Source organism: Pontixanthobacter sp. CEM42 (assembly GCF_017812015.1).
Classification (GTDB): Bacteria; Pseudomonadota; Alphaproteobacteria; order Sphingomonadales; family Sphingomonadaceae; genus Pontixanthobacter.
Genome location: NZ_JADQTN010000001.1, coordinates 819,621 through 842,616, shown reverse-complemented (window position 1 = coordinate 842,616; position 22,996 = coordinate 819,621). Strand labels below are relative to the sequence as shown.

Sequence of the window (22,996 nt, the reverse complement as noted above, 5' to 3'; positions counted from 1 at the left end):
CCAGCGTTTCAGCCCGAGTTAGCGGTTAATCGCGGCTTATTCGTTGCCGGTCACTGTATCAGCAACCTCTTCAACCGCGTCACCGGCTTGCTCCGCAGCATCACCGACTTGTTCTGCAGCATCGGCAATTGCACCATCTTTGGCCATTTCCGCGCCGCCCATTTCGGTCAGAAAGTATATTCCGGCGACGACTGCAATCAGCAGTATCACCAAAAAGACCCAACCCTTGGACCCACCATCGGCTTCGTCAGTCCGGATCACTGTTTCTGTATGCGTGTTGCCGTCGGGCGTTCTGGTCGTTGTAGTACGTTCTTCGGTCATCTGTGCCTCCTATGCAGCGAAAAACGATAGTGCGCGGCACGAGTTCCGAAAAAGCTTGGTGAATTTTTAGTCTCTACCGAATTGAAACGGGGTGACGCCGCGCGCGATACTATCAAAGCTGAGCTGGGCGCCGCGGGGTGGTAAGGAACGTTGGGTACAGCCGGGCCGGTGACAACGCGCACAGCCGAGCCCTATCGGATCGGCATCTTCAACAGTCAAATTCACGCCTCTTGCCTGCACCAGATCAGCCGCGAGCTTGGCCTCCAGACCCAACACCAGCACGAAACGCGCTTCGCCGCTCGCTCCGCTGCCTTCTACGGTTCGGGCAATGGTGAACCAGTGATCCGGCCCCGCATCGACGCCCTGCGCCACAACAACTTGCGTGCACAGGTCACCGGGACGTTCGAAGGCATGGTTGGCGATCCACAGCGGACAGCTCGTCTCGCTCTCCAGCAGAGTTGCTGCACTCGCTCCGGAAAATCGTTTGGAGAATTGTCCCGCCCGGTCGAGCCGCGCCATGAAGAATGGCAGGCCCCTCTGCCCCACACGCTGCAGTGTCGTGAGCCGGTGTGCCAATTGCTCGAAACTCACGCCAAAACGCCTGCGGAGAACGGGCAGATCGTAATTCGTCGCCTCACACGCCCTCAGGAAGCGCGAATAGGGCATCAACAATGCCGCAGCGAAATAACTGACTAGGTGGCGTTCAAACAGCCTGCGGGCTGCCTCGTCGGTGAATTGCGCCCCAGCTGCAACGCTGGTGATCTCTTTCTGGTACTCCAACTGGGCAATCTGGCTGGCAATCTGGAAATTGCGCGATGGCAAAGTCAGCATTTCGGACAATTGCAATTGGCGCGCGTGGAGATCGAGGCGCCGGATGGCATCGGGCATGATCTCTCGCGGCAGGATACGAATGGCGAGCTGGTGCTTCTCTCTCAGTCGTTCGGCCAGCCCTACGCCCAGATCGCTATGTGAAAGCCGCACCTCATCCGCCATCTTTTCCGCCAGCATATCCAGATCGGCAAAATGATTGCGCCACCGCTCAATCTCTAACCGGGCCTGCGCAATCGGGTCGTCACCGGCGGCCACGCCCTCGCCCGCCGTGTCGTAGAGCCGCGCAAAGGCAGCTGCCGCTTGCGGGGCGGAGGCCAGGAACTCGGCGATTTCATCGCGGTCGATCTCGAAGTCGGAGAAACGCTCATCGGCAAAGCGTCGGGCGAGACCATCTATCCCGCCGATAGACTCGTCCTCGCGCAGATTACGGGGATCAAAGTCGAATTGATCGACAACTTGGAAGATAACGCGCGCGGATAGGGGCCGCTGGTTGCGCTCGATAAGGTTGAGATAGCTGGCAGAGATCGACAAGCGCGCCGCCATCGCCGCTTGAGTGAGGCCTTCCTTTTTTCGGAGCCGCCGCATGGCAGGCCCAGCAAACAACGCACCGTCGGACATTTTGTAACTTTCTTTACAATATTACATTCAATAGTGCCATATATCGCTCCATGAGACAAGATAGTTTGTAAGTTTTCCTGTAAATTTACACGCCGAGGCGCAACAAGAGTGGCCAAGGCTTCCCGCCTCCCCACTGGAGAATCACTATGACGTATCAATCGAAGATCAGCGAGCTTGGCCAAACCATCAACGGTGCAGGTTCGCCATGGAATGCAATCAACGCTGAAACCGCAGCGCGGATGCAATTGCAGAACCGCTTCAACACCGGCATCGATATCGCGAAATATACTGCGAAGATCATGCGTGACGATATGGACGCGTATGACGCCGATCCCGCGAACTACACGCAGTCACTCGGTTGCTGGCACGGATTTATCGCGCAGCAGAAGATGATTTCGATCAAGAAGCACTTCGGCGGCACGAAACAGCGCTACCTCTACCTCTCTGGCTGGATGGTTGCCGCGCTCCGTAGCGAGTTTGGCCCCCTGCCCGACCAGTCGATGCACGAGAAAACCAGTGTCCCGGCGCTGATTGAGGAACTCTACACTTTCCTCAAGCAAGCCGACGCTCGTGAACTCGGCGGCATGTTCAAGGAGCTCGACGCGGCTCGCGAAGCGGGTGACGAGGTCGAAGCGAAGCGCATCGAGCACGCCATCGACAATTACGAAACACACGTTGTGCCGATCATTGCGGATATCGATGCCGGCTTCGGTAATGCAGAGGCCACTTACCTACTCGCCAAGAAGATGATTGAAGCGGGCGCTTGCGCTCTGCAAATCGAGAATCAGGTTTCGGACGAGAAGCAATGCGGTCACCAAGACGGCAAAGTCACCGTTCCGCACGAGGATTTCCTCCAGAAGATCCGCGCGATCCGTTACGCATTCCTCGAGCTGGGCGTTGACGACGGTATTATCGTTGCCCGGACCGACTCACTCGGCGCTGGCCTGACCAAGCAAATCGCTGTGACCAAGGAAGAAGGCGATCTGGGCGACCAGTATAACAGCTTCCTTGATTGCGAAGAGATTGATCCGTCGGACATCCAGAACGGTGACGTTTTCCTGAGCCGCGAAGGCAAGCTGCTTCGTCCAAAGCGCCTGCCATCCAACCTGTTCCAGTTCCGGGCTGGTACTGGCGAAGATCGCTGCGTCCTCGACAGCATCACGTCGCTCCAGAACGGCGCAGACTTGCTATGGATCGAAACCGAGAAACCACATATCGGCCAGATCGGCGGCATGGTTGATCGTATTCGTGAAGTGATCCCCAATGCAAAGCTAGTGTATAACAACTCGCCGAGCTTCAACTGGACGCTCAACTTCCGTCAGCAAGTCTATGATGCATGGGCAGAAGCGGGCAAGGATGTCTCCGCTTACAACCGCGATGGCCTGATGAGCGTTGATTATGATGCGACTGAACTGGCGGCCGAAGCTGATGAGAAAATCCGCACCTTCCAGCGCGATGCCGCTGCGCAGGCTGGCATTTTCCATCACCTGATCACGTTGCCGACTTATCACACCGCTGCGCTGAGCACAGACAATCTCGCCAAGGAATATTTCGGCGAAGAAGGCATGCTGGGCTACGTCAAAGGCGTACAGCGTAAGGAAATCCGCGAAGGTATTGCCTGCGTGAAGCACCAGAATATGTCTGGCAGCGACATTGGCGACGACCATAAGGAAGCCTTTGCCGGTGAAGCGGCTCTGAAAGCTGGCGGTGCCAACAACACTATGAACCAATTTGCGGCTGCCTGACGGCATTCGCGCGAAGCAATTTTCGGCCGCGCAAGCGCCAAACATAATTTCAAGGAGAGAATCCATGACTGATACAGACACAAAACCAACCGAACCCGGTCGCGCTCGCGCGCTGCTATCGACGGCAGATTTCCGTCTGCTCCGGACCGCGCTGGCGAGCCATGCGAAAACCACCGACGACCGTGAAGAGCTCGCGAAAATCAACGCGCTGCACCACCGGCTCGGCACCTACAGCTAAAGCCATTTTACAGTCTCCTGGGGAGGAGAATACGGCCGTCGGGGTTCCCTGCCTCGGCGGCCGTAAATTATTGTACCACGCCACACTCGCAACCTTTTGCTAACCACGTCGCCTCGCGCATGGTTAATGTCTCTTAGCTAAGGCGGAGCTATGGCACGGCCACAACAATCCCTGATCATGTTTGACGCGAAGATGTATCGTCACTTCGCGATCGTCACGATTGCTTTGACCGGTGCAATCGCACTTTTTGCCGATGGTGAAAAACGAGTGGCAGTGTCGAACGTCGCCGCCTCGGCGCAGGAATATGTGCAGGACGTTGACCTCGGAGCCCCGAAACTTGAGATTCGCAATGCAAACGCAGGCGGAAACTCACCAGGATTGGCCGGTTTCTACAGCGATGTGGGGCAAAACATCTACGGGACTGGCTTCGCCTCAAGTACCACGCATGAAAGCAGGCGGTTTGCGAAAGTCGTCAATGCAGTGACCGACGAAGAACTCGCAGGATTGGGTTTGACCAAGGATCAATTCTTGGCGCTCTCCGACAATGAGAAAGCCGAGATTCTCGCGAAATTGAACAATGGCAACAACCCGCTGGTAAGCGAGAGTGTGGTCAAAAATTCCAGTGCGGAATCGCTACGGCGCTCGGGGCGTGGAGGCCAAAGCGCCGACTACTGATCCCTAAGATTAGCTGCCCGCTTGCGGCGCAAGAATATCCAGTGTCGCAGCCGTCATCGCCTCGGTTGCGGTCGATACGATTTTCTCCGCATCGGGCGCCCAAAACGGACTGTGGAGCGACGGCAGATCGGCTTCACCAGCCTGAGCCTTGGCAAAATCCTCAGCCGGAACGCCGCCCACCCAGAAGATCAGCGATTTGATGTTGTCAGGATCAGCGCGCAGGAACTGACCGAAATCCTCCCCTCCCATCACCGATGGCACCTTCATCACGCGCTTGTCGCCAAAACGCTCGCGGAAGCCCGCCATGACGTCCTCGGTAAACTCGGGCGAGTTGTAGGTTGCCGGCGTATAGGGATCCTGCACGGTCACTGTCGGCATCTTGTCGTCGGGCATGCCGGCAGCAATCGCTTCGCCTTTGGCAATCCGGGCAATGCCATCAAGCAGCAATTGGCGCGACTCGTCGGTGTATGACCGCACCGTGATTTGCAGCTTCGCCTCATCCGAAATGATGTTGTGCTTTGCGCCTGCGCGGAAACTACCGACAGTGACAACCGCTGGGTCTAGCGGGCTGCTCTCCCGGCTTACGAGAGTCTGCAACTTCATTACGATGGCGCTACCGAGCACTACCGGGTCTTTTGTCGTATGCGGGTACGCACCATGACCGCCGATACCAGGGATCGTAATGTCGACGCTATCGACATTAGCGAGTGCAAAACCGGGTGAGTAGCCAATCATTCCCGCTGGGAATTGCGCGGCATCGTGGAAACCCAACACATAGTCGGGCTTAGGGAAGCGCTCAAACAGGCCATCTTCCAGCATCGCCAGTGCACCCTCACCCAACTCTTCTGCCGGCTGCAGGATCATTACCAAGGTTCCAGACCACTCGTCCTTGCGCTCGCTAAGCAATTGCGCTGCACCGATCCACGCCGTCATATGCGTGTCGTGCCCACATGCATGCATCACACCCGTCTCAACGCCCGATGCAGGGATAGCAGTCCGTTTCGATGCATAAGGCAGTCCAGTTTGCTCGATCACTGGCAAACCATCCATATCCGCGCGCAGCATGACCGTAGGCCCTTCGCCGTTGCGCATAACAGCCACCACGCCTGTTTGACCGACTTGTTCGGTTACTTCAAAGCCGAGTGCTCGAACCCGCTTGGCCAGCTTCGCTGCAGTCTCTACTTCTTGAAAACTCAGTTCGGGATTGGCGTGCAGATCACGATATAATTCCATCAATTCAGGCATATCGCCCGTGACAGCTTCGCGCAGTTCGTTGGCTTGAACCGGAGAGGAAAATGCCGCCAGCGCCGCACCAGTTGCCAGGATTTTCTTAAACATCGTACTCTCCCCAATGGCGATCTACCGCCAAAATCCCGTTACATTCCGTATGACATCACCAGCAAGATCGACAGTGTTGTCACCATCAGGATCACTAGTGGCACACCCGTTCGAATATAGTCCTTAAACTCGTAGCTACCCTCTGCCATGATCAGCATATTGGTCTGATACGCAATCGGCGTAGCGTAACACAGGTTGCAACCGAACAGGACGGCCAAAATAAGCGGCTCTGGAGGTAGACCCAGTTGCGACGCGATACTGAATGCGATGGGCGTGCCAACGGTTGCTGCCGTCGCATTGGAGGCAAAGTTGGTCAGCAATGTCACGAACAGCATGATAGCGGCCAACACCGCAGCCGCTGGCAGATGTTGGAGCCCCATCGACATAAGTTGCCCCAGCCATTCCGCAGCGCCGCTTTCCAGAATAATCCGCCCGATGGCGATGCTGGCAGCCACCAGCACAATAACCTTTGCTGATAGCGCACGGCCCACCCGATCAAATTTCACACAACCAGAGAGGAACATCAGAATCGCCCCGGCGAGCGCCGATATCGCGATCGGCATCTTGAGCAGATAGAATCCCTCGGCGCCGTAGAACGGGATACCGACAGAGGCGGTTGCTACTGCACCAAACATAATCGCGCCCGCAAGTACGGCCTTCGACCGCCGCGGCAATTCGCGGGCGCCATCAAGCACTAACAAGCTGTCACTACGCGCGAAATCGCGCAGGTCTTCGGGCAAGCCCATGACAAGAAGAACGTCGCCCTCGGTAATGCGCAGGTCACCGCCTTCGTTAAACTGCCGCTTCTCGCCCAGCAAACGTTCCGGCCGGTGGATACCGAGAACTGCGACTCCATAAAGATCCGCGATACCTGATGTCGGCAGACTACGCCCGATCAGGCGCGAATCCGCTGTGACAGTCATCTCGACAACGTTGATATCCTGACGGGTTTCAACAGAGCGCCGGCGAATGCGATCAGTGACCCAAGTCGGTGCCATCTCACCTTGAAGCACCCGCATGGCATCTTCCAAATCCTGATGCGTGCCAGAAAGGTTGAGCCTTTGCTCTTGCTGGATCACACCCTCGGGCGCATTCTCGAAGCGTATACCCTTCGGCAGCTTTGGTAGAATTGCTGCGATGTCATTTCCGATCAAATCGCTGTCTGATCCGATCCGCAAACGACTATAGAACCGCCGCACAGTGTCTTCGGACTCGACCCTGTTGTCATCGAGCAGGCGCGGCATAACAAGCCACAGATAAGGCAGCGCCACGAGTGCCGCGATCAGAACGATTGGCGTGTAATGGAACACGCTCATCGGCGGCATACCCAGATCGACTGCGATCGATACGACCAGAATATTGGTCGATGTACCAATAGTAGTTGCCATTCCGCCGATAAGCACCGCCGCATTGAGCGGGATCAACGTTTTCGATGCGGGCATCGCGCCTTTGTTGGCCAAAGCCACAAATATCGGGAGCAGGAGAACCAGCACTGGCGTGTCATTCACAGCCATTGAGAGGAAAAATGCTATCAACAACGATACCAGCAGACCCAGCTGCAGATTGATCTTGAAAACACCCTCAAGGAAGCGCGCGGCGGGCTCAAGCGCGCCGGTCACAACCAGTCCGCGCCCCATGATCATAAGCGCACAAATCGTAATCAGCGCGTAATGTCCAAAGCCCGAGAATGCGAGTGTCAGCCCATCAGTGGGCTTGGTTCCCTCAAGCGGGAAGAAATACAGCCCAACGGCGATCACTGCGATAGTCAGCAGTGAAACGATCTCAGTCGATAGGCGTCCACGCGCAAAAGCGACAAACATCGCAATCGTGACTGCCATCGCTGCAATCGCATGGAATGATGGGAGAGCTGTCATCGTCGGCGTAGTGAATCCCAAAGGATGCAGAGAAACACAAGCGATTTTCGTTCAAAATCGGTCAGAGAACCGCATTTAGTTCAGCCGAAGACAAAAATGGTGCCCCTGGTCCGACTCGAACGGACACTCCGTTAGGAACTCGATTTTGAGTCGAGCGCGTCTACCAATTCCACCACAGGGGCATCCTGTGCTACGTTTGCTCTCACAAGCTGGCGCGGCTTAGCGGGGCATTGCCCGCGCTTCAAGCACGCATTTACATGCTTCGGTTGCCTTACTTCTTAAGAGCGCCGGCGAGCAGTTTATGCATCTTTGAATGGAGTGCATCATTCGCGGCGAGCACCTGCTTTGAATGGATCGGTTCGGAACGTCCACGATAGTCGCTGATGAAGCCGCCAGCCTCACGAACAAGCAGACAGCCAGCCGCAGTATCCCAATCTTTCAGGCCACTTTCCCAGAAGCCATCATATCGGCCCGCTGCGAGCCATGCCAGATCTAGCGATGCCGCACCATTCCGACGGATACCGGCCACTTGCGGGCCAATCGCGTTGAAAATTTTGCTCCATTCATCGAAATCGCCGTGACCCTGGAATGGAATGCCGGTCGAGATCAGTGCGTCGCTAAGGTTACGTCGAGCGGAAACGCGCAGGCGGGCATCTTGCAGCCAAGCACCGCGGTTCTTCTCCGCCCAGAATGTCTCGTCAGTTACAGGATTGTAGACAACAGCGCCGATGATATCACCCCAGCCCTGACCGCCCGGCTTTGGTTCCTGCGCAGCAATCGAGATCGCGAAATGGGGAATGCCGTGGAGGAAATTACTGGTCCCATCGAGCGGATCGATGATCCATCGCGGCATGTCGGGTGCGCCTTCGATGATGCCGCCTTCTTCGAGTACAAAGCTCCAGTCAGGGCGCACTTCGAGCAGTTCGTCATACAACGTTCGCTCGGAACGCATATCGGCTTTCGACACAAAATCAGCTGGACCTTTACGGCTCACCTGCAGGTGCTCGACCTCGCCGAAGTCGCGACGTAAACGGTGGCCCGCTTTGCGCGCGGCGCGTTCCATCACGCGGATCAGGCCCGATAATGCTGCCATTTCTAATTCCTAAGTTACTGCGTCAGTCCAGAGCGATCTGGATCGATTTCGCAGTCAATTCAATTTCGCCCCAACCGCTCGACAGAAAGGCGTAATCGCCCTCGAACTGTGCTGAATAAATATCACTGAGATCAACGTCGCCACCTTCAGCAGGCTTGGCCTTCTTGAGGCGGAGATCGTCCATATCAGCGAACCGAATGAAGCCTTGCTTGTAGCAGCCCTCGTCGCTTTCAGGCTTCTGGTAGGCCGGATGATCCTCAAGCAGATGAAAATCCATCTCTAGCGTCAATGACTCGTCGTCATAGATCACTCCGAGGATATAGCTGGTCTCGATCTCGATCCCGGCCAGTTTTGGATGTTTGCCATCTGCCATCGCAAATTCCCCTAAAAGAGGTAGGTTTAGCTAACCTTACCAACGTAAGTGCGTTCATACACGTCGACCATTACACGTGTTCCCGCTTCGATATGCGGCGGAACCATCACGCGCACACCATTGTCGAGAACGGCGGGTTTGTAGCTGGAAGAAGCTGTCTGCCCCTTCACCACCGCATCGGCTTCAACAATCTCAGCTTCGATCTGATCAGGCAGCGCAACACTGATAGGCTTTTCTTCCCACAGCTCGAGCGTCACCTGCATACCGTCCTGCAAAAACTCCTTGGCATCGCCAAGCAGGTCGGACTCCAGATTGATTTGCTCGTATGTGTCGCCATCCATGAACACCAGCAGCTCGCCATCTTCGTAAAGATATTGGAACTCTTTCGTGTCCAGACGAACCTTCTCGACCGTATCCGCGCTACGGAAGCGGACATTGGTTTTCCGGCCATCCTGCAGATTCTTCATTTCGACCTGCATATACGCGCCGCCCTTGCCGGGCTGCGTGTGCTGGATCTTAGCGACTTTCCAGATGCCGCCTTCATATTCGATGATGTTGCCGGGACGAATGTCCACGCCGCTGATTTTCATGGTTCAAAGAGCCTTGTAATGGGAACACGCGCCGTCGAACGCCACGTCGAACCGCGCCTTTAGCCGAGCAGTCCGCTACGAGCAAGGTGGCTGGCGCTATGGCAACAACTTCCCTATCTGAATAATCGATATGACTATGAAGCCAATTCTACCGTGCGCAATTTTACTGATCGCGTTCTCTCTGGCGGCGACGCCCGCAGCTACCCAAGATCGCATGGGCCGATTAAGCACATTACCGCACGGTTACTATGAGTGCTCATTGCCGGGGGATGCCGGTGGAGCGGCTTGGACCGAATTGCCTGAAAAGAACTTCACGATCAGCAATGCCTCGACCTACAGCAATACCGAGGGATCTGGCACCTACCTACTAACCGGAAAGCGGGTGACCTTCACCAGAGGTCCGCTTAAGGGGATACGGTTTGAACGCACCGGCAAGTCCAAGCTTCAGTGGGTCGACGAAGAGGGAAAACTCGGGCGCATACGCTGTATCCGGCGCGGCGGTTCCGGCTAACGCCCAGACAGTTTGTCAGAGAAAGCCTTAATCGCGGCAACCTCATCACCGTTCCAAACGGCACCTGATACAGCGATAAAGTCCGCTCCTGCGTCCACAATCGGTTCGCAATTAGCGGGCGTGATTCCGCCGATCGCGACGCACGGTATCTCGAACAATCCGCTCCAGAATTCGAGCAATTCGATCTCTGCGGTGTGTTCGACGTCCTTCGTGGTGGTCGGATAGAAGGCACCGAAAGCGACATAGTCTGCGCCTTGCTCACCCGCTTCCATAGCGAGGTGGCGACTGCCGTGACACGTCACGCCAATCTGAGCGTCTCGGCCCAATTTTTCACGCGCGTCTGCTACAGAGCCATCCGATTGGCCGAGATGTACGCCATCTGCATTGAGCCGCTTCGCAAGAGCAATACTATCGTTGACGATGAATGCCACATCATGCGCTGCGCAAATCTCCTGCAACGGTGCAGCAAGCTCAGCTGCCGCGTGCTGTTCCAACCCCTTCACTCGGAATTGGAACGCGGTGACAGGCCCGCCCGCTGACAATACACGCTCCAAGCGAGCGGGAAAATCTCCGCCAACATCGAGCGGTGAAATCAGGTAAATCTGGGTCTCAACGCGGTTATTATCAGACATAGGAGCCGCTTAGAGCCTTGCGCCAGCGCCGCCAAGCTTAAGATCAGCCAGCGATCGAGGCTGCCTGAATTTCATCGATAGCGCTCGATAGCGCAGCGTCGAATTCCTGATCGTCCATTTGCGCGCGCAGTTCTTCGAGCAGTGCACGGCTGAAGCTGGCAATCATGCCATTGTTCTTGGCGAGCTCACGCACTGCTTCGTTGCGAGAATAGCCGCCAGAAAGAGCGACGACGCGCAGCACTTTGGGGTGATCGACAAGCGGTTGATACAAGTTCGGCTGAGCCGGAATTGTCAGTTTCAGCATGACTTTCTGATCGTCGCCAAGGCGATCTAGTTGATCTAGCATGCTGGCAAGCAGCATCTCCTCAGCTGCGGCACGACTGTCACTCGCGAGTGAAGCTTCAGGCTCAAGGATCGGCATCAAACCGTTGTCCAAAATCCGAAGACCGAAATCCATCTGCTGCCGGACATTGGCCGCAATGCCTTCTGCATTGGCTTCGTGAATGACCGAACGCATCTTTGTACCGAAAACGCCCAGCTCTCTCCCACGCGCGCACATCTCGTCGAGACGCGGCATATCTTTCATCAATTGCACGCCATTTTCAGTTTCGTGCATCCCCGCATCTACCTTCAAAAAAGGCACAATACCGCGATTGGAAAGCTGGGTCGGAACTGGTGTACCGTCATCCGTGCAACCATTCATAGTCTTCTCAAACAGGATGGCACCGACAACTTTCTCGCCATTAAAGCTAGGCGATGTGACAACGCGGCAACGCATCGCATGGATCTTGGCGAACATCTCGTCATCGCCAGAGTACTCGCTCTTCTCGACGCCGTAGCCCTTGAGGGCCTTGGGAGTGGAGCCGCCCGATTGGTCCAGCGCCGCAATAAAGCCTCGGCCGGCAGCGATCTTTGCGGTCATTTCAGCGGTATTCATGTGGTCAGTCCTGTTGTCTGTGCATACGAATGCAACGGTAATGCGTGCGCCCTTTAACTTCGCCCTGCTCCATCCGCAACGCCGCTGCGCAAATTATCGTCCGCGTTTCAGAGCAGCGACCAGATTGATCGCTATGGAAACTCGTGTGCCCCCGCCCTTAAATGGGCGAACGGCATGCTGCAGCCAGCTTGGAAACAGCACAATCATCCCTGTTCTGGGGCGAATCGCGATCTCGTTTTGCTGAGGCTGTCGATTGGCATCCACCATCCGCAAGTCTGGAGCGGTCATGCGCACCATCGGCATGCGCGGATCGAGCAATTGCAGTTCTCCGCCAAGCGCCGGATCGTCCCTGCCTTCATACCCGTCATCGATATATGCGACTGCAGACCAGAACGATCCTGGATGGAAGTGATATTGGTTGGCGCTGCCCTTGCCGCTAACATTGGCCCACATTTCGGGTACCCAATCAAAGCGGCTATCCTGCGGTGACTTGGTATCAATCGTCTGGGCATCGGCCATCTGCATAGCCTTGTAAGCAAGCGCACGGGCAGCTTCCCCACCCCAATCGATCATATTTGTGTTGGAATGCCAGCCATTTATGTTGGAAATCTGAACACCATCCGAGTCGCGCGCGTGTTCTGCCTCGATAGCCTGGCGAAGCGCAGTGATTCCTTCTTTGCTCGCGAGTCCATCAACTGAGAATGGAGTACTGAAGAAGTGCTGGGTTTCTGCCATTAGTTGCTCGCGAATTGGGTTAGGAATGCTTTCGCTATCGGGCTTTCGGCTATCTCGGCTTTCACTACGGAGTTGCCCCACCAAACCGACTCGGTGTTTGCCAGTACAATCAAAGTCAGACGCCTCTTAGGCACTTTGAGATAAATCGCCGAGTACTGCTTCTCATTCCAACCCGAGTGCCACATCAATCTTTGACCGCGCCATTCTTCCAAAAACCAGCCTTGGCGATAGTCACCGAGCGGACCGATCTCAACATCGTCTATCAACCGTTTGCGAAGTCCAGGCGGTATCAACAGTCCTGCATCATAAGCGATATCAAACGCAGCAATTGATCGAGGTGAAGCAATAATGCCCGCAGCAGCGCGAAAATCATCGTCCGGCAGCGGCTGTTTCGTCAGCCGTCCATCTACTACATGAAATGGCTCAGCCAGAAAGCGGAGCGCCGCGCCGCCTTCCGGATCGCGCCAACCTAAGGCAGCATCGCGCATCCCCGATGGCTCGGCAACACGGTCACGAACGATTGCACGCAGTGCACGCCCGCCAGCGCCGCGAATGACGCGGTCAATTCGCGCAAACGCGATTGGGTTATAGACGAAGGTCTCGGCGTTCGCCCGCATATCCAACATTTCGGCCAGAGTGGTCGGCTTCGCGCAATCGACTGGTGCAATGGAGTTGCCCAAACGATCGGCACCGCCGCCCATGAACGGGATCGGCGTGCCAGAAAAGTAATCGCAAAATTCCGCCCAATCTGCATCCGCAGTCATTGGTGTACCTAACTCCAAATCACCCGCTAGACCTTCTGCCAAGACCGCCGTTGCAGCGATTGGTTTGGTAACCGATGCGATTTTGTAGGTTGTGTCTGACGTCGTGGGCAGATCGCCCTCATCATCATATGTACCAAAGTAGCCTTCCCAAGCTATTTCGCCATCGCGAACAATGAGAGCGCTTAGCGCGGAAGTTGAGTTGTCCTTCCGGAACTGCTCAAGGAATTCCTCAAACGCTTGGTAATCTGCATCATTTGCCGAAGTCGGACTCGCCATAAGCCCCAAGCAAACGGTGAGAAGAACCCTTACGAAGATAGAGCGGCTACTCCCGGCAGTTCCTTGCCTTCCATCCATTCGAGGAAAGCACCACCTGCAGTTGAAATATAGGAGAAATCGTCAGCAGCACCGGCATGATTGAGCGCAGCTACAGTATCACCGCCGCCCGCAACGGATACTAGCGATCCTTCGGCGCTCAGCGCGGCGGCAGTTTTTGCGAGCGCTACGGTTGCGGCATCGAACGGCTCGGTTTCAAACGCACCCATCGGTCCGTTCCAAACCAGTGTCCGACAGGTTTTCAAGACGTCAGCCAATGCCTCCACTGCGAGCGGGCCGACATCCAAAATCATTTCATTTTCAGCGACTTCATGGACATTGCAAATACGCAGGCTAGTTGGGTTGGCAGCAAATTCCTGCGAAACCACGACGTCATAAGGCAAATGCACCGTGCAGCCCGCGGCGTCAGCAGCATCCATGATTGCATTCGCGGTAGCGGTCAGATCATGCTCGCATAGTGATTTGCCCACGTCGACCCCGCGTGCGGCCAAGAATGTGTTGGCCATCCCACCACCAATGATCAGATGCTGAACCTTGCTGACAAGATTTTCGAGCACGGCAAGTTTGGAGGAGACCTTCGCGCCACCAACCACGGCAGCAACGGGCTGCTCGGGCTTGTCTAGTGCAGCTTCAAGTGCCTTGAGCTCTTTCTCCATCGCGCGCCCGGCGTACGATGGCAGAATGTTGGCAACACCCACCGTGCTGGCATGTGCGCGATGCGCGGCAGAGAACGCATCATTGACGAAGAAATCGCCATTTGCAGCGATGCCTTTGGCAAAATCGGTATCATTAGCCTCTTCGCCTGTCCAAAAGCGGGTGTTTTCGAGCAGGCCGATATCACCATTGCGTAAGATACCGATGGATTGCTCGACGACAGGCCCATGAATTTCAGGAATGAACATGACTTCTCGGCCCAGCACATCCTCAACCGCATCAAGCGTCATGCTGACAGACATTGTCGAGTTACGTTGGCCTTTAGGCCTACCGAAGTGGGCCAATAGCAGGACTTTCGCGCCTTTTTCAGCGAGCTCGAGGATTGTCGGCGCCGACGCTTGCACACGCGTGGTATCGGTGACCGAACCGCCATTCATTGGCAGATTCAGATCCACACGAACCAGCGCTACTTTACCGGTGATGTCACCAAGATCATCGAGGGTGCGAAAACTGCTCATCCCGAGTTCCTTAGAGCATTCCGGCCATTACGCCCGCAGTGTCGATCATACGGTTGGAGAAGCCCCACTCGTTGTCATACCACGAGACAACGCGGCAGAGTTTGCCTTCCATGACCGAGGTTTCGAGACTGTCGATGGTCGAGCTGGCCGGATAGTGGTTGAAGTCCGAGCTCACGAGCGGCTGATCGGTATAATCGAGAACGCCCTTCATGGGTCCGTCCGCAGCAGCTTTAAGCGCAGCGTTCAGTTCCTCGGCATTCGTGTCGCGGCCCGGCTGGAACACTAGATCGACCAGTGAAACATTCGGTGTCGGTACCCGAACCGAACTGCCGTCCAGCTTGCCAGCGAGTTCGGGCAGAACCAGACCCACTGCGCGCGCTGCACCCGTTGTCGTCGGGATCATGTTCTGCGCACCACCACGGGCACGGCGCATATCGCCGTGCATCTGATCAAGCATCCGCTGATCATTGGTATAGCTGTGGATCGTGGTCATAAAGCCGCGCTCGATACCCACAAGATCGTTCAAAACTTTGGCAACGGGCGAGAGGCAGTTTGTGGTACAAGATGCATTAGAAACAATGACATCGCTTGACGTCAGGACGTCATGGTTGACGCCGTAAACGACGGTCGCGCTAACATTCTTAGCCGGAGCTGAGATCAATACGCGCTTGGCACCTGCTGTGAGATGCGGCTCGGCAGCTTCGTGTGATTGGAAGAAACCGGTGCATTCCAGCACGATGTCCACGCCCATTTCGCCATGCGGAAGATTGCCGGGATCGCGCTCCGACGTCACAGCGATTTTCTTGCCGTTGACCGTAATGCTGTCATCGCTCGCGCTGACTTCGCCCGGGAAGCGGCCATGCGTCGAGTCAAACTGGAACAACAGCGCGTTCGCCTTGGCATCTGCCAAGTCGTTGATCGCGACCAGTTCCAGATCATGGTCGCTGCGCTCAAGAATTGCACGCGCGACAAGGCGTCCGATGCGTCCAAAACCGTTGATGGCAACTTTTGTCATAGGAACTACTCCTGCTTAACTGTTCAATTTGTTGACAATTTGCGGAACGATAGCGTCCGCAGTGAATCCGAATTTCTTAAAGAGATCGCTCGCCGGGGCTGATGCACCGAAGCGGTCAATGCCGATATTGATACCGTCTGTTCCCGTGTAACGCTCCCAACCAAAGCTTGTCCCGGCTTCTATCGAAACTTTCAGCGCATCGGCGGGGAATAGGTCTGCACGATAGGCATTGTCCTGAGCGTCGAACAATTCAGTGCACGGCATCGACACCACATCAGCACCGATCCCCTGCTCTTCCAGAGCGTCAGCAACTTCAGCGGAGAGGTGGACCTCAGAGCCTGTTGCGACCAGAACGACTTTGCGATCCGCACCAGCTGCACGAAGGCGGTAGCCGCCCTTGGCACTGCGGTTCGTCGCTGAAGTCCAGTTAGTATCACCCTCGCCGCGCATTTGCGGCAAACCTTGACGGGAAAGCGCCAGAATCGAAGGCGTGTTCGGCGTTTGCAATGCAAGCGTCCAACATTCGGCCGTCTCGATCGTATCGCACGGGCGGTAGACATTGAGGTTAGGCACCAGGCGCAGGCTCATCACCTGTTCAATAGGCTGGTGCGTCGGACCATCTTCGCCAAGACCGATGGAATCATGGGTCATCACATAAATGCTGCCAATTTCCTGCAATGCCGACAGACGGATCGCGTTGCGGCAATAGTCGCTGAAGATAAGGAACGTGCCGCCATATGGCACAACGCCGCCATGCAATGCCATACCGTTCATCGCGGCGGCCATGCCGAATTCGCGAATCCCGTAGTACAGATAGCGACCCGAGTAGTCGTCCGCGTTAAATGGCAGCGTACTAGGCGTCTTGGTGTTGTTGGAGCCGGTGAGATCGGCAGAACCACCGATCATTTGCGGCAGTGTCTCGGTCAACGGGCCAAGCGCCATTTCGGACGCTTTCCGTGTCGCAACTTTCTGGGGTTCTGCGGCCAAGCCGCGAATATGGCTCTCGATTGCTCGACCAGCAGCGTCGCCAACATTCGCCATACGCGCTTCAAATTCGTCTTGCTTGCCCGAAGCAGCGAGGCGAGTGCGCCAAGCGCTGTGAGCCTCGACACCGCGATGACCGGTCGACTTCCAGTCAGCCGTGATGTCATCCGGAACCACGAATGGTTCGTGTTCCCATCCGAGTGTTTCGCGCGCCGCAGTAATCTCATCGGGACCAAGCGGCGCGCCGTGCGTTGCCGAGGTGCCTTGCTTGTTGGGCGCGCCCTTGCCGATCACTGTCTTACAGGCGACCAGCGAGGGGCGTTCATCCGCCATCGCTTCTTCGATCGCCCGGCTGATATCCGCGACATCGTGGCCGTCACAGCTTACCACATGCCAGCCAGCGCTTTCGTGGCGTGCTTTCACATCTTCGCTGGTCGAAAGATCTGCACTGCCGTCGATGGTGATGCTGTTATCGTCCCAAAGCACGATCAACTGACCGAGCTTGAGGTGGCCAGCGAGACCAATCGCCTCGTGGTTGATACCTTCCATCAGGCAACCATCGCCGGCAATCGCCCATGTGCGGTGGTCAACCAGATCATCGCCAAAATTAGCGTTCAACTGGCGCTCTGCAATCGCCATCCCAACTGCCATCGCGACGCCCTGGCCCAAAGGACCGGTGGTGCACTCGACACCGTCGAGAAGGAAATTCTCTGGATGTCCGGCGCAAGGGTGACCAATCTGGCGGAAATTGGCGATGTCATCCATCGTCGGCTGGGCGTAGCCGGATAGATGCAGCAGCGAGTAGATCAGCATCGACCCGTGCCCGGCCGACAGTACGAACCGATCTCGGTCGGCCCAATCGGGCGCAGAGGGATCAAATTTCAGATATTTCGACCACAAAACGGTTGCCACATCGGCCATGCCCATCGGCATGCCGGGATGCCCAGAATTGGCTGCCTGGACAGCGTCCATCGAAAGGGCACGGATGGCATTGGCCATAGGTGCCATGCGGGACGGATCGAGGCTCATTCGGGAAGCTCCTGCTGGGTGTATTCTGGACGCGAATTCTGACCGATTCGCCGTGTCCGAAGCCTTCGCGAACCTGCCCAGCAAGGTCAAGGACAGCACCGCGATGATCCCCGCCAATGATCCAAAATCTGAAAACCAGCGGCTCTATCGAGGTCGGGCCGGTGCGCAATTATCAACAGGTGCTATCAACTTGTCATGCCAAACCTTTGCGCAAGCATCGCAATTGCTATAATTTCGCAGCTATGAGTCAGGAACGCATCGAGTCCGCTGTCCAGCGCATTGAAACGGCACTTGCCCGCATCGCACAGGCCGCCGACAACTTGCCAAGCACTCCACCGTCCGTCTCAGCGCTTGTCGTTAAGCATGAGAGCCTGCGCGACACCGTTTCTAACTCCATGAATGATCTGGATAAATTGATCGAGGAGCTCGACCAATGAGCGAGGTCAAACTCTCGATTGGCGATCGCGAATATACGGTAACCTGCGGTCCAGGTGAGGAAAATCACGTCAGCTCGCTGGGTGCCGTCATCAATGAAAAGATTGGGCAGCTTGGCGATGGGCAACACATTGCCGAAACGCAGAAGCTGCTGTTCAGCGCCCTGTTTTTAGCCGACGAACTGCATGAGACCAAAAAGTCAGCCGAGGCCGGGAATGCTGCGCTTACTGCGCAGGGGGAGTTGAACCAGACCATCAGCACACTTACCGCCGAGCTTGATGGATTGAAGTTGGCGCAAAAAAACCATGCAAATGAAGTCGAAGAAGTCCGTACTGAGCTGACCCAACGGCGTGAAGAGTCCGAGGAGTGCCGATCTGAATTGGAGAAAGTGACGGCGCATGTTGCCGCACTGGAGCAAGAAAAATCTGCACTGACTGTTCAATTGGATGAAGCGCGCAACGCTCCTACCCAAGCGGGCTTCAGCGCTACCCTGACCGATGATCCTGACCTTGCTCCGGCACTCGAACGTTTCGCCGATTTGCTCGAAACTTGTGCAGATAAGCTTGAGGCCGGGACCGCAAGTTCCTAAGTGACATTTGACGGGACTGCTCGGCACGCGCTGCAGAACATCCCTGAGGCTATAAGCAATCCAAGGGAGCTGTCCCTGTCCAAGGTAACGTTTCGCACGGGGCCTTGATGCATACGGCGCCCACCTGACGTTTTAGGCGTCGGCGGATTTCCCAGAGAACGACCCATAGTGGTCCCGTCACTTCCGACCAAATGCGAGTATTCACCCAAAAATGACCGATAAAGCCAGCCTGAGGAAGCAGCTCCGCAAGGCGCGGCACGATCATGCTGCGTCGATTCCAGAGAATGTTCGAGCACTGCTGTTCAAACACCCACCTGCGCCATTGATGGAGCTTGTATCAGCCGATGCGATTATCGGGCTTTATCACGCGGCCGCAAGTGAAGCGCCGGCGTCGGGATACGCAAGGTTCTTCTCTGAAGCGGGCCATACAATCGCCCTTCCCGCGCTCACGGCAGATAATGCCCAAATGGTTTTTGCCGAGCACACTGATCCGTTTGGTGAAACCGATCTGGTCGACGGCCCCTTTGGCGTGCAGCAACCCGACACCAGCGCGGCGGTGCTTGTGCCCGATGTGGTGTTCACGCCTTTGCTCGGCTTCACGGAGGATGGCGAACGCCTTGGGCAAGGTGGTGGACATTTTGACCGTTGGTTGGCGAAACATACTGACGCTTTGGCAATCGGACTGGCCTGGGATGGCCAACTCGTCGCCTCTCTGCCCACAGAACCGCACGATATGCCGCTTTCTGCCGTTGTAACGCCAACTCGACTATACGGACCCTTCTAATGCGCGAAGAACCTACCGGACGAATTCCCCTTGGTATCCTTGGCCTTTTCGTCGGACTGATGATCTATGGCATCGTCTTGGCGCGATATCTGCCTGATCTGATCGGAACTTGGCCGACTTGGGGCCAAACGATCGTCTACATCTTCTTCGGCCTAGTTTGGCTGTTGCCACTCGGGCGGTTTCTGGTCTGGATGGAAACCGGCAAATGGCGTGCGAAGAAGGACTAGAAGCAGTCGATCGTAGCTAGCTAGGCCTCATTTAAAGCCGATTCGTGTCAAATGTGAATGGCTGCTATGCATGGTTGGTCCGTGGGCACAATTATTCCCTCGGCCCTAGAGGGCAATGCCATGAAAACCCGGTTCTTGATACCGACATTCGCAGCTATCTTCGCATTTTTGACCTTTAGTCTCGTTCATGCACAGACCTTTGAGGTCGATTCCGACCGGCTGGACCAAGACATCGACCGCGTAACTCTGCATGTCGATGACCCCAAATTATGCCAGAAAATCTGCAGCGAAACGGACGAGTGCAAGGCATGGACCTACACCCCGGCCGGTTACAATCTTTATGAGACCCCGCAATGCTGGCTGAAAGGCGGCGTACCGCGGGCATTTGATAGAAAAGGTGCCGTCTCCGGTACTTTCCCGGATCGTATCCAGCCCGATGATGATGTTGAAGAACAGCCTAGCAACCAAGCTGCGTCAGATACTTTGGCAATGTGCAATAGCAAGCACAACTCGGGCCCGCAGGTTGCGCAATGCATCCAAAAAGAGGCGGCGGAACAATTGAATATCGATGTTTGCGACGCGATACGGGGAACACCGCGGAACGATTGCCGAGTTATAGCAGCTTACCGCGCGCAGTCGCTGTGCGAAAACTTGGGAAGCTCCCAAGATCGATATTTTTGCAGGGTTGCTGCAATGACGGAATTCCCAGCGCCAGGAGCGTGCGATAGCGATCTTATGACTAGCAGTCAGATGGAGTGCTACATCACCACAACGCACATATCGGGTGACCGTGCGCGTTTCATGGCGAAAATTCGCGACATGCACCCGACAGAGCGGGATATGTGGGTTGCCGGTCTCGCAACAATCGATTTGGACTACGATCTGCTTGAGCTAATTGAAGGCAACCGGACACATGATCAGGCGCTTACGCTGATATCGACCAACCGTATTGGTGCGGGCAAATATGTCGAGCCGGGCGTTTGCTCTGCGCTGGTTGGTGGGTATCCAGACGCCGATGACGGCTTGTCCTCGACGGATGTAATAGGTCTTTGCCTACAAAGCATCGCCATCGCCAGAGTGTTTGACGATTGGGCAGACGGCAAGTCTATCGAAGAGATATTGGAGCTTCAGGAGCAAATGGAACAATATCTGGAGGCAGGGATAGAGGATCTAGCATATTTTCCAATGGGTTTGGGAGCACAGGTCCGCACCGAAATGGAAAAAGCAAGAGTCCCGCTGCAAGCTGCGTCAATTACACAGTCAGGGTCTACGGCTCCGGCCATCACCCCGACGCAACCCGTCGAGCCCAGCGGCCCAGTCGTGTTGCAACCAACGACAGACGGCGACGATTGCCCATTCGGACTCTGCCCGGATTAACGCGCACACCCTTTCGCGCTAATGACGTCGTTGTCAGTTTCGCTCTAGAAGTAGGGCTAACTCCCGTATAGGCTTTGCCTATGCGGAACGCTTCTCTCCTCCTCGCGATTGCCGGATTTGGCTTTGCAGCGGTTGCACTAGGCCAATCGATCTCTGAAAAACCGAACCACGACGCCCGCCCGCCCGCGATCAGCGAATATATGCCGCAACCCGCGATCCTCGTGTTCTCGAAGACGGAGGATTGGCGGCATAATGAGGGGATCGCGGGTGCGGACCGATTCTTTACTGAACTGGCGCACGAAAAGGGTATGGGCCTGTTCACGACCGAGAATGGCGCAGTGTTCAATGCGGAGCAACTGGCGCTGTTCGATGTCGTTATATTCAACAATATGACCGGCGATGCTCTGTCACCTGAGCAAGAAGACGCGTTCCAAAGCTGGCTGAAAGATGGCAAAGGATGGATCGGTATACACGGTTCCGGAGACAACTCTCACAAAGATTGGGAGTGGTACGACCGCGGGATCATCGGCCCCGAATTCATCGGTCACCCCGCTGATCCGCAATTCCAGGACGCTGAGGTCGTCAAACTGGCCACGAACCATCCTATTACAACGGACTTGCCAGATCGATGGATACAGAACGATGAGTGGTACAGCTTTGAAGACATGGAGTTTCTGCAGGGTTCAACGCCACTATTCGGTCTGGACGAAGGTACCTATTCGCCGCAGAATCTTGTCTATGGCGATCGCGAAGATCTGCGCATGGGTCCTAAGCCGGAAGATCATCCGATTGTCTGGACGCGCTGCCTGAACGGCGCGCGCACCTTCTATTCCGCCATCGGACATCTGCATACCGCTTACGACAATACTCACAACCGTGCTTTGCTGACCAACGCGTTCGATTGGGTCCGCAACACCGCAAAGACTGAACAAGGTTGCTAAGACCCTTGCGAGCCTACGCTAAGCTACGAAAAAGCCCCCGACATCCGAAGACATCGAGGGCTTTTTCAAACCATAAAATGGTGCCAAATAAATGGCGAGAGTGACGAGACTTGAACTCGCGACCTTCGGCGTGACAGGCCGACGCTCTAACCAACTGAGCTACACCCCCACATGCAAGCATGCGCTTGGGAGAGGCGCAACTAGGGCAGGTTCCAAAATCTGTCAACGCACAAAACGAGCAAAATCGGGCTAAAATTGCACTGGTGTTTGGTCACGCTTGAAACAGCGTAAGCTTAGCACGCGTTAACCATATTTTTCACTCTCGCTGTCACTGCACATTCGGGCGCTCATACTGCGCTCGTTTGGGATCGGTATTATGCGATTTGGACCTGTTGCGCTTTCCATCGGCGCGCTCTCAGTGGCGTTTGGCGCTACAGCGCGAGCACAAAGCTCCACCGGACTGACGCAAGATATGTTTGTCGAGCGAACTTCCGAAAGCGGCACGGAACGCTCGATTGAGCGTGCCGAAACTCTTAAAAAGGGCGACCGAGTGATCCTACTGGTCAAGTGGAAGTCGAACAGCCCGGATACCAGCTTTACCGTCTCCAGCGCCGTGCCAACTGAACTTGCTTTCGAGCGAAGCAGCCTGCGATCACAGGACATCTCGGTGGATGGCGGTCAAACTTGGGGCCGGATCGGCGATCTGAGCATCGATGATGGCAGCGGATTACGCAGGGCATCGGTCGAAGATGTGACACATCTGCGCTGGACAATAACGCGCGGCATGGCTGCTCGTGGCAAAGGCACGATCACCTACAGCGCGATTGTGCGCTAA

25 protein-coding genes and 2 tRNA genes are annotated in these 22,996 nt (G+C 55.8%); 11 read left to right on the top strand and 16 right to left on the bottom strand.

The window, feature by feature from the left end; translation table 11 throughout:
- Window positions 1-36 precede the first annotated feature (36 nt).
- Together J9777_RS04070 and J9777_RS04065 are read right to left on the bottom strand one after the other, a co-directional pair.
- Window positions 37-321 (bottom strand): hypothetical protein, encoded by a 285-nt coding sequence (locus J9777_RS04070; protein ID WP_209347485.1) that lies wholly within the window; start codon window positions 319-321, stop codon window positions 37-39.
- Between the two features lie 66 nt (window positions 322-387).
- On the bottom strand, window positions 388-1,770 hold the full coding sequence (locus tag J9777_RS04065) for a helix-turn-helix transcriptional regulator (RefSeq protein ID WP_209347484.1): 1,383 nt from the start codon (window positions 1,768-1,770) through the stop codon (window positions 388-390).
- 146 nt (window positions 1,771-1,916) lie between these two features.
- Between J9777_RS04065 and J9777_RS04060 the strand changes: the two genes are divergently transcribed.
- The 3 genes from J9777_RS04060 to J9777_RS04050 all read left to right on the top strand — a co-directional run bounded on the left by J9777_RS04060 (window position 1,917) and on the right by J9777_RS04050 (window position 4,428).
- Complete coding sequence (locus J9777_RS04060) at window positions 1,917-3,515, top strand: isocitrate lyase (RefSeq protein ID WP_209347483.1); 1,599 nt, start codon at window positions 1,917-1,919, stop codon at window positions 3,513-3,515.
- Window positions 3,516-3,579: 64 nt separating this feature from the next.
- Complete coding sequence (locus J9777_RS04055) at window positions 3,580-3,753, top strand: hypothetical protein (protein ID WP_209347482.1); 174 nt, start codon at window positions 3,580-3,582, stop codon at window positions 3,751-3,753.
- Between the two features lie 150 nt (window positions 3,754-3,903).
- A complete protein-coding gene (locus J9777_RS04050) occupies window positions 3,904-4,428 on the top strand; it encodes a hypothetical protein (protein WP_209347481.1) in 525 nt (174 codons plus the stop codon).
- Window positions 4,429-4,437: 9 nt separating this feature from the next.
- On the opposite strand, the gene J9777_RS04045 is transcribed toward J9777_RS04050, so the two are convergent.
- The 6 genes from J9777_RS04045 to efp all read right to left on the bottom strand — a co-directional run bounded on the left by J9777_RS04045 (window position 4,438) and on the right by efp (window position 9,696).
- Window positions 4,438-5,766, bottom strand: coding sequence for an amidohydrolase (locus tag J9777_RS04045; RefSeq protein WP_209347480.1), 1,329 nt, complete (start codon window positions 5,764-5,766; stop codon window positions 4,438-4,440).
- 38 nt (window positions 5,767-5,804) lie between these two features.
- The gene (locus J9777_RS04040; protein ID WP_209347479.1) at window positions 5,805-7,640 is read right to left on the bottom strand and encodes an SLC13 family permease; all 1,836 of its coding nucleotides are present in this window, start codon (window positions 7,638-7,640) and stop codon (window positions 5,805-5,807) included.
- Window positions 7,641-7,737: 97 nt separating this feature from the next.
- A tRNA-Leu gene (locus J9777_RS04035) sits at window positions 7,738-7,822 on the bottom strand.
- Between the two features lie 89 nt (window positions 7,823-7,911).
- A complete protein-coding gene (locus tag J9777_RS04030; RefSeq protein ID WP_209347478.1) occupies window positions 7,912-8,733 on the bottom strand; it encodes an inositol monophosphatase family protein in 822 nt (273 codons plus the stop codon).
- Between the two features lie 22 nt (window positions 8,734-8,755).
- Window positions 8,756-9,106, bottom strand: coding sequence for a hypothetical protein (locus J9777_RS04025; protein WP_209347477.1), 351 nt, complete (start codon window positions 9,104-9,106; stop codon window positions 8,756-8,758).
- Window positions 9,107-9,132: 26 nt separating this feature from the next.
- Window positions 9,133-9,696, bottom strand: a complete 564-nt coding sequence (gene efp / locus J9777_RS04020; protein WP_209347476.1) for an elongation factor P — start codon at window positions 9,694-9,696, stop codon at window positions 9,133-9,135.
- Window positions 9,697-9,826: 130 nt separating this feature from the next.
- On the opposite strand from efp, the gene J9777_RS04015 reads away from it, so the two are divergent.
- Window positions 9,827-10,207, top strand: a complete 381-nt coding sequence (locus J9777_RS04015; RefSeq protein WP_245228502.1) for a hypothetical protein — start codon at window positions 9,827-9,829, stop codon at window positions 10,205-10,207.
- On the opposite strand, the gene thiE is transcribed toward J9777_RS04015, so the two are convergent.
- The 7 genes from thiE to tkt form a co-directional block, all read right to left on the bottom strand.
- Window positions 10,204-10,839 (bottom strand): thiamine phosphate synthase, encoded by a 636-nt coding sequence (gene thiE, locus J9777_RS04010; protein ID WP_209347475.1) that lies wholly within the window; start codon window positions 10,837-10,839, stop codon window positions 10,204-10,206. The two genes, J9777_RS04015 and thiE, sit on opposite strands and share 4 nt — an antisense overlap.
- Window positions 10,840-10,882: 43 nt before the next feature.
- Window positions 10,883-11,776 carry a fructose bisphosphate aldolase gene (locus J9777_RS04005; protein ID WP_209347474.1) on the bottom strand — a complete coding sequence of 298 codons (894 nt, stop codon included), beginning with the start codon at window positions 11,774-11,776 and terminating at the stop codon, window positions 10,883-10,885.
- 93 nt (window positions 11,777-11,869) lie between these two features.
- Window positions 11,870-12,511, bottom strand: coding sequence for a 2OG-Fe(II) oxygenase family protein (locus tag J9777_RS04000; RefSeq protein ID WP_209347473.1), 642 nt, complete (start codon window positions 12,509-12,511; stop codon window positions 11,870-11,872).
- Window positions 12,511-13,551 (bottom strand): serine hydrolase domain-containing protein, encoded by a 1,041-nt coding sequence (locus J9777_RS03995; protein WP_209347472.1) that lies wholly within the window; start codon window positions 13,549-13,551, stop codon window positions 12,511-12,513. Before J9777_RS03995 ends, J9777_RS04000 begins: the two co-directional genes overlap by 1 nt.
- 29 nt (window positions 13,552-13,580) lie before the next feature.
- Complete coding sequence (locus J9777_RS03990; RefSeq protein ID WP_209347471.1) at window positions 13,581-14,780, bottom strand: phosphoglycerate kinase; 1,200 nt, start codon at window positions 14,778-14,780, stop codon at window positions 13,581-13,583.
- A 10-nt stretch (window positions 14,781-14,790) separates the two neighbouring features.
- Complete coding sequence (gene gap / locus J9777_RS03985) at window positions 14,791-15,795, bottom strand: type I glyceraldehyde-3-phosphate dehydrogenase (protein WP_209347470.1); 1,005 nt, start codon at window positions 15,793-15,795, stop codon at window positions 14,791-14,793.
- A 15-nt stretch (window positions 15,796-15,810) separates the two neighbouring features.
- Window positions 15,811-17,808: a transketolase gene (gene tkt, locus J9777_RS03980; protein ID WP_209347469.1), complete on the bottom strand. Its 1,998-nt coding sequence runs from the start codon at window positions 17,806-17,808 to the stop codon at window positions 15,811-15,813.
- A gap of 116 nt (window positions 17,809-17,924) precedes the next feature.
- On the opposite strand from tkt, the gene J9777_RS03975 reads away from it, so the two are divergent.
- The 6 genes from J9777_RS03975 to J9777_RS03950 all read left to right on the top strand — a co-directional run bounded on the left by J9777_RS03975 (window position 17,925) and on the right by J9777_RS03950 (window position 22,161).
- Entirely contained in the window at window positions 17,925-18,245 is a 321-nt protein-coding gene (locus J9777_RS03975) for a hypothetical protein (RefSeq protein ID WP_209347468.1), read from the top strand.
- The gene (locus tag J9777_RS03970) at window positions 18,242-18,832 is read left to right on the top strand and encodes a cell division protein ZapA (RefSeq protein WP_209347467.1); all 591 of its coding nucleotides are present in this window, start codon (window positions 18,242-18,244) and stop codon (window positions 18,830-18,832) included. Before J9777_RS03975 ends, J9777_RS03970 begins: the two co-directional genes overlap by 4 nt.
- Before the next feature lie 211 nt (window positions 18,833-19,043).
- The gene (locus J9777_RS03965; RefSeq protein ID WP_209347466.1) at window positions 19,044-19,616 is read left to right on the top strand and encodes a 5-formyltetrahydrofolate cyclo-ligase; all 573 of its coding nucleotides are present in this window, start codon (window positions 19,044-19,046) and stop codon (window positions 19,614-19,616) included.
- On the top strand, window positions 19,616-19,843 hold the full coding sequence (locus tag J9777_RS03960) for a DUF2842 domain-containing protein (RefSeq protein ID WP_209347465.1): 228 nt from the start codon (window positions 19,616-19,618) through the stop codon (window positions 19,841-19,843). Before J9777_RS03965 ends, J9777_RS03960 begins: the two co-directional genes overlap by 1 nt.
- A 120-nt stretch (window positions 19,844-19,963) precedes the next feature.
- On the top strand, window positions 19,964-21,220 hold the full coding sequence (locus tag J9777_RS03955) for a PAN domain-containing protein (RefSeq protein WP_209347464.1): 1,257 nt from the start codon (window positions 19,964-19,966) through the stop codon (window positions 21,218-21,220).
- Between the two features lie 80 nt (window positions 21,221-21,300).
- Window positions 21,301-22,161, top strand: coding sequence for a ThuA domain-containing protein (locus tag J9777_RS03950; RefSeq protein WP_209347463.1), 861 nt, complete (start codon window positions 21,301-21,303; stop codon window positions 22,159-22,161).
- Between the two features lie 92 nt (window positions 22,162-22,253).
- Here J9777_RS03950 and J9777_RS03945 read toward each other — a convergent pair.
- Window positions 22,254-22,330 (bottom strand) — tRNA-Asp (locus J9777_RS03945).
- Between the two features lie 207 nt (window positions 22,331-22,537).
- Here J9777_RS03945 and J9777_RS03940 point away from each other — a divergent pair.
- Window positions 22,538-22,996, top strand: coding sequence for a hypothetical protein (locus tag J9777_RS03940; protein WP_209347462.1), 459 nt, complete (start codon window positions 22,538-22,540; stop codon window positions 22,994-22,996).